This is a genomic window from uncultured Campylobacter sp., from assembly GCF_938045775.1.
GTDB lineage: Bacteria > Campylobacterota > Campylobacteria > Campylobacterales > Campylobacteraceae > Campylobacter_B.
Genome location: NZ_CALIBH010000106.1, coordinates 1 through 4902, shown reverse-complemented (window position 1 = coordinate 4902; position 4902 = coordinate 1). Strand labels below are relative to the sequence as shown.

Sequence of the window (4902 nt, the reverse complement as noted above, 5' to 3'; positions counted from 1 at the left end):
CGGCGCTTGACGTGCTGCAAACAGAGCCGATGAGGGCGGATCATCCGCTGCTGCGCGTGAAAAATCGCCGCAACGTCATCATCACGCCTCACATCGCATGGGCGAGCATAGAGGCCCGCAAACGGCTGATAAAGATGATCGCGCAAAATATTAGGGATTTTATGAGCGGCAAATGAATGCAGTTAAAACGCCGAAGCGAATTTAACAAAATCAAGATGCGGCGCAAGGCTCACAAAGACCCTGCACATAAAATTTTATTAGCTGAAAAGAAGGGATACTGCTTCGGGTAAAATTTTAAATTTATGCCGCGAATAAGCTATTTCTCCGCTTTGAATTCATAGATTTATCTTTGCTTGCAAATTCTTTTTATGCTCATCCAAAATCCTGTAACTATAAAAAATAATACAGAAATCGCCGCTACGCAAAATAAGAACTTGCCCGCCTCGCCGAAGATATAGCCCGAATGCACGCTCAAAACGGCTTTATGTATAGCAAAAGGGCGCGGCATAGCACTTTTCGCATCATCATAGCGAGCATGCCGCAAGATGCCCTTTTTAACGTTTACGCTCATCGTGTTCATATGCTCTTCGCCCTCTTCGCCTTTATCGAAATAAAAGATCATAAAATTTTCTCCATCTTTTTGAGCGATGATGTTAAAGAATTCGTAGTTTTCACCGCGTTCACGCTTAAAAATATCAAATGCCGTCTGAAAATTTAAAATTTTATCTTCATCCTCAAGCGAAAATCCTCGCACTTCGGTAAAGCTCGTTTTTCTAAAAATTTCCTTTTCGCCTAGCGCTCTGTTGGTTATTTTGGCTATCCAATCATACGACCAATAAAGCCCGCTAGCGCTTATCGTAAGTAAAACGGGCAGCAGCAAAACTCCGACCGCGCCATGCAAGCTATATAAAAACGCATAACCTCTCGCTTTAAAATTTATCCTAAATGCGCGTAAAATTTTCCCTCTAAAGCTAGGATAATAAATCACCGCACCTGAAATTAAGACCAAAATAAACATAACCGTGCTAAGTGCCACGATATTTTTGCCTATTAGCCGCAGAGTTTCGTTTTTGCTTAGCCCAAATCCCAGATTGGTATGTAGGTTTAGCGCTACGCCGATAAACGTATCGCCTATGTTTTCCGAAGTAATTTCACCGCTATAAGGATCTATAAAATATGATTTAAACTCACCGCCAGAATCTGTACCGGAAAGCCTAATCGCTTCGTTTTTATTTTGAGGAATTCTATAATAACTGAGCGTAAAACCGGGCTTGACTTTTCTGAAAATATTTAAAATTTTGGCGGGCTTAAGAGCGTCTTTTTCGCTCGGGCTCACGAAAGATTTGCTTTGATTTAACGCATCTATAATCTCGTCGTGATACGAGATAATAGCGCCGCTAAGGGCTACGATTAAGATCGGCACGCAGCATATAAGCGTCAAAACAAGATGGATGTTGAACCAAAATTTTTTCCTTTTTAAAATCGCCATTAATTTCCTTAAATTTTAAATCCGCGGACGAAATTTATGCGCTGCGAATTTAAAAGTTCACGTTAAATCCAACCTGCGCCTTCATCCCGTCTACGACCATCATTTGATAATTTCCCGAGCGCGTTAGTACGAATTCGTTGAATATGTTATAAAGCGTAAAATTTAAACTTGCGTCTTTTGTGAGCTTATAGCTCGCGCCCAGATCAAAAAGCGTGTATGATCGGATATCCTCATCGTAGCTTAGGCTATCGCGCGTCCTACTATAATAATTTATTTGCGACCATAAGTTTAGCTTGGAGCTTACGTCGTAATCAAATCCTAGCTTTACCGAATGGATTGGAAAATTATTTAAGGTTTTGCCCTTCTCGCTACCCGTTTTTTGCTCAGATTTCGTATAGGCGTAGTTTGCATGCAGCTTCAAATTATCTAAAATTTGATAATCGCTACTTAGCTCTAGACCCCTAACCTCGGCTTCTCCGATATTTATAGTGTCCCAAATACCGCGTCTGTAAGTTTTTCCGTTATGCACGCAAGGATTTCCCGGTCTTGGGCGGCAAATCAATTTGGTAGAAATTCCATCTTTGATTTCGGTATAAAACGCAGTAGCGCTAAAGTTAAATTTATCGTTATCGTCGTAAGAAAACCCGCCTTCGTAGCTTATGCTGCTTTCGGGCTTTAGAGAGCTTCTGCCTATCTGCGCTCCCTGGCCTCCTGCAAATGGCAGGGCAAGGCCCTCGCTACGCTGCTTAATATCCGGAGTTGAATATCCCGTCGAAACGCCGCCTTTAATAGAAAAACTTTCGTTTAAACGATAAACGGCATAAGCGCGCGGCGATATATGGCCGCCGTAGTCTTTATCGCGGTTATATCTGATTCCGCCGGTTAGCGTTAAATCGTCAGTTAGATAAAAATCATCCTCGCCGTAGATCGAATAATCCCGTCTTTTGATATTTGCCTCATCTGTGGTAGTAGCGGCTTCGTTTAATCTCTCGCTTCGGTATTGCACGCCCAAACTCAAAGCATTTGAATCGAAAAAATATGAGCCTTTAGAATTTAGCGTAGTCGTTCTAAGACGCAGATCCTGGGCGCCGCTTTCTTTCATGCTATCGTAGTTTGCATAGCTATCTATCATAAACTTATCGTATTTTCCCTGATGAGACAGGCTTGCGGTGTAGCCTTTCATATCCTCCTTCGCAATATCGTTATTGCCTCCAGAGGTTGTTCGCGTACGCCCGTATGTACGCCTAAATTTATTATTTACTTTACGATAATCAAGCGTTACCTCATCATTTTGCGTTACGTTATACATCAGTTTTGCGCCCATATTCGTCTCTTCATTATTTCTATTCGCATAAGGCTCTTTATCCTCTATCTTTTCAAAAAATCTGCCGTAAAGTGCGATACCTAGCACGTCCGGGACGATAGCTCCGTTTAGATAAAAACCCGTTTGATAATCACTTTTTATTTGCGATTTTTTAGCGAAAGTATAGTATCCGTTTACATTGCCGCTAAGCTCATTTGAAAAGCCTTTAGTGATGATATTTATTACTCCGCCCATAGCGTCGCTGCCGTAAAGCGAGCTCATAGGCCCGCGGATGACCTCTATGCGCTCTATCGTATTTGCGGGAGGCAAGAAATTTTGGCTACTGCCGATACTTCTTAATCCTTTATAAGCGCTATCGCTAGTCGCAGGCTTGCCGTCGATTAAAATTTTCGTATATTTTTGAGATAGGCCTCTTAGACTTATGCCTTTTCTCGATGCAGCGCCTAGTGTTGCGGTAAAGGCACTCGGCAAATCTTTTAGCATTGCGGAGATATCTTGGTAGTTGCGCTTTTGTATCTCTTTTTGCGTAAGAACGGAGATAGAAGCGGGTGCGTCTTGAATATTTTGCCGATAGCCCGTAGCACTGACTACGGTAATTTCACCCAAATTTACGCTTTTGTCCTGTTTTTCTATCTCGCTCGATATTCCGGCTGTCGCTATAGCAGCGATCAGCGATAATTTATATATTGCGCGCACAAACGCCCCTTTTCTTATTAAAATTTAAACTCATTTTACTATAATAAGATATGCATTATCAAGAAATACTAAACGGTAGAGGGATTTTTTTAAACGCTAAAGGGATAAGATGAGTAAAGAGATAAGTTTAGATGATTTTTTACAAAAAATATCTAACGACATTGAGCCGTCCAAGCAATGTGGGTATAACAAAACCGAGCTTGAAAGCGAAAGTATAAAATTCGACTTTAGCTCTTTTTATACGGGCGGAGGGATAGGATATTATAGCAGCGATATAATTTGCAGAGATTTTCTTTTGCATCGCCACGAGCGAGGTAGCCGCTATTCATTTTTATTTTTCAATACGGGCGAAAATCCTATCTGCTTCAGATCGGATAAAGATCAATTCGTTTTGAATAAAGGTGAGTTTTGGCTCGGAACTATGCAAAGCAAATTGCGTGGCGTTCACGAGCTTGAAAATAAACACTATAAAAGCTCATGCATAGCGCTTAGCACCGCTTTTGCAAATGAGCTGGGAATTTTAAAAAATTTGAATTTAGATCAGGCCGTTTGCATGAAGAAATTTAAAACAAGCGCCGTGCAAAATATCATCCTCAAAGAGCTCGAAAATGCCGCGATATACGACGGCAAAATGCGCGAAATTTTTATGGAAAGTAAAATTTTAGAGATGCTTTATAAAAGTTTTTATAAATTTAATGAGCCTGAAAATACGCTTAGTCTTGATGAAAATGACATAAAAACAGTCCAAAAAGCAAAGAAAATATTACTTGAAAATATGCAAAACCCACCTAGCATTAAGGAGCTCGCTCGTCTTTGTGCCACGAATGAATTTGCACTAAAAAGGGATTTTAAAGCATATTTTGGCACGAGCGTTTATGCGATGCTGACAAATGAGCGGCTTGGAATTGCAAAAGAGCTATTAAGTCTAGATCAAATCAGCGTAAACGAAGCCGCTAAAATGGTCGGATACAATAATTTATCGCATTTTTCTAAAATTTTTAGGGCTAAATTTAATATACTGCCGACGCAACTGAAAAAGGATATAAAATTTTACTACTCGGATTAGAATTTTGCGCGACCGACTATCTTTTAGAAGCCACATTCTTTCGCAACCGCATATCAAAATCTCATAAAATTTTATATCGCAACCAAGCCCGCAAAAATACGGAATTTAAATTATAAATGCCGCCGAAATCTTGGCAGCAAAAGCGAGCTGCGATCAAATATCGCAGCTGCGTGTATGTTTGGACGTCAAAGGGCGCCTAAAATTTTAAATACGTCTAAATTTAAAACAGGCTATAAACCTCGTCTAGCGTGAAGTGCTTTTTATCGATCTTGCCGCCGTAGTATGGCTTGATATCCTCGTCAAAAGCCTTATGGAAAAATTTCGCTT

4 protein-coding genes are annotated in these 4902 nt (G+C 40.5%); 2 read left to right on the top strand and 2 right to left on the bottom strand.

The annotated features are described in order from the left end of the window. On the top strand, positions 1-176 hold a 176-nt coding region (locus Q0238_RS04040; protein ID WP_297943139.1), incomplete at its 5' end, for an NAD(P)-dependent oxidoreductase. A 167-nt stretch (positions 177-343) separates the two neighbouring features. Here Q0238_RS04040 and Q0238_RS04035 read toward each other — a convergent pair. Both Q0238_RS04035 and Q0238_RS04030 read right to left on the bottom strand, forming a co-directional pair. After that, the gene (locus Q0238_RS04035) at positions 344-1489 is read right to left on the bottom strand and encodes a PepSY-associated TM helix domain-containing protein (protein ID WP_297943137.1); all 1146 of its coding nucleotides are present in this window, start codon (positions 1487-1489) and stop codon (positions 344-346) included. A 49-nt stretch (positions 1490-1538) separates the two neighbouring features. Next, a complete protein-coding gene (locus tag Q0238_RS04030) occupies positions 1539-3509 on the bottom strand; it encodes a TonB-dependent receptor (RefSeq protein WP_297943135.1) in 1971 nt (656 codons plus the stop codon). 109 nt (positions 3510-3618) lie between these two features. On the opposite strand from Q0238_RS04030, the gene Q0238_RS04025 reads away from it, so the two are divergent. Continuing rightward, positions 3619-4575 carry an AraC family transcriptional regulator gene (locus Q0238_RS04025; protein WP_297943133.1) on the top strand — a complete coding sequence of 319 codons (957 nt, stop codon included), beginning with the start codon at positions 3619-3621 and terminating at the stop codon, positions 4573-4575. The last annotated feature ends 327 nt before the right edge of the window (positions 4576-4902 follow it).